The sequence below is a fragment of the Dysgonomonas sp. 216 genome (assembly GCF_010501065.1).
Taxonomy (GTDB): domain Bacteria; phylum Bacteroidota; class Bacteroidia; order Bacteroidales; family Dysgonomonadaceae; genus QVMM01.
Map to the genome: position 1 here is coordinate 1 of NZ_QVMM01000050.1, position 391 is coordinate 391.

A 391-nucleotide genomic window follows, 5' to 3' on the forward strand; every position below is an offset into this window, starting at 1 on the left:
TCGGCACTCGACCCCGAAGAGATGGAACTGAAAGAAATAATTGTAACCGAAAAACACTGCGAACCAAAAGCTTCGGATATTGCCCATATACTGAAAATGGAGCGTGAAGAACGTCGCGAAAAAGCCGAGAAGGAAGAAAAAGAGAACTCGCCAAGCCGTCGGCCCATCATTGTAGAAGTTGTAGACAAAGAAACCAAATGGGAGATGGAACAATTGCCCCGCCGCCTTAACGATCCCAACTACGTATATCAACCTATGCCCGACGATTACGAAGGGTAGTTTTATTGCTTAAAAAACGTTCTTTTAACTGCCGCTACTGCGCGTGATCGAAGATCACTTGCATTCCTTTTGCCCTATGCCGCAAAAGGAATCAAAAAGGCATTTTGCGGCT

The 391-nt window shown here is 45.5% G+C and carries 1 protein-coding gene; it reads left to right on the plus strand.

The annotated features are described in order from the left end of the window. Positions 1-279 (plus strand): hypothetical protein (locus tag D0T53_RS13440; RefSeq protein ID WP_163268751.1); only part of this gene is annotated, 279 nt, incomplete at its 5' end. Between the last annotated feature and the right edge of the window lie 112 nt (positions 280-391).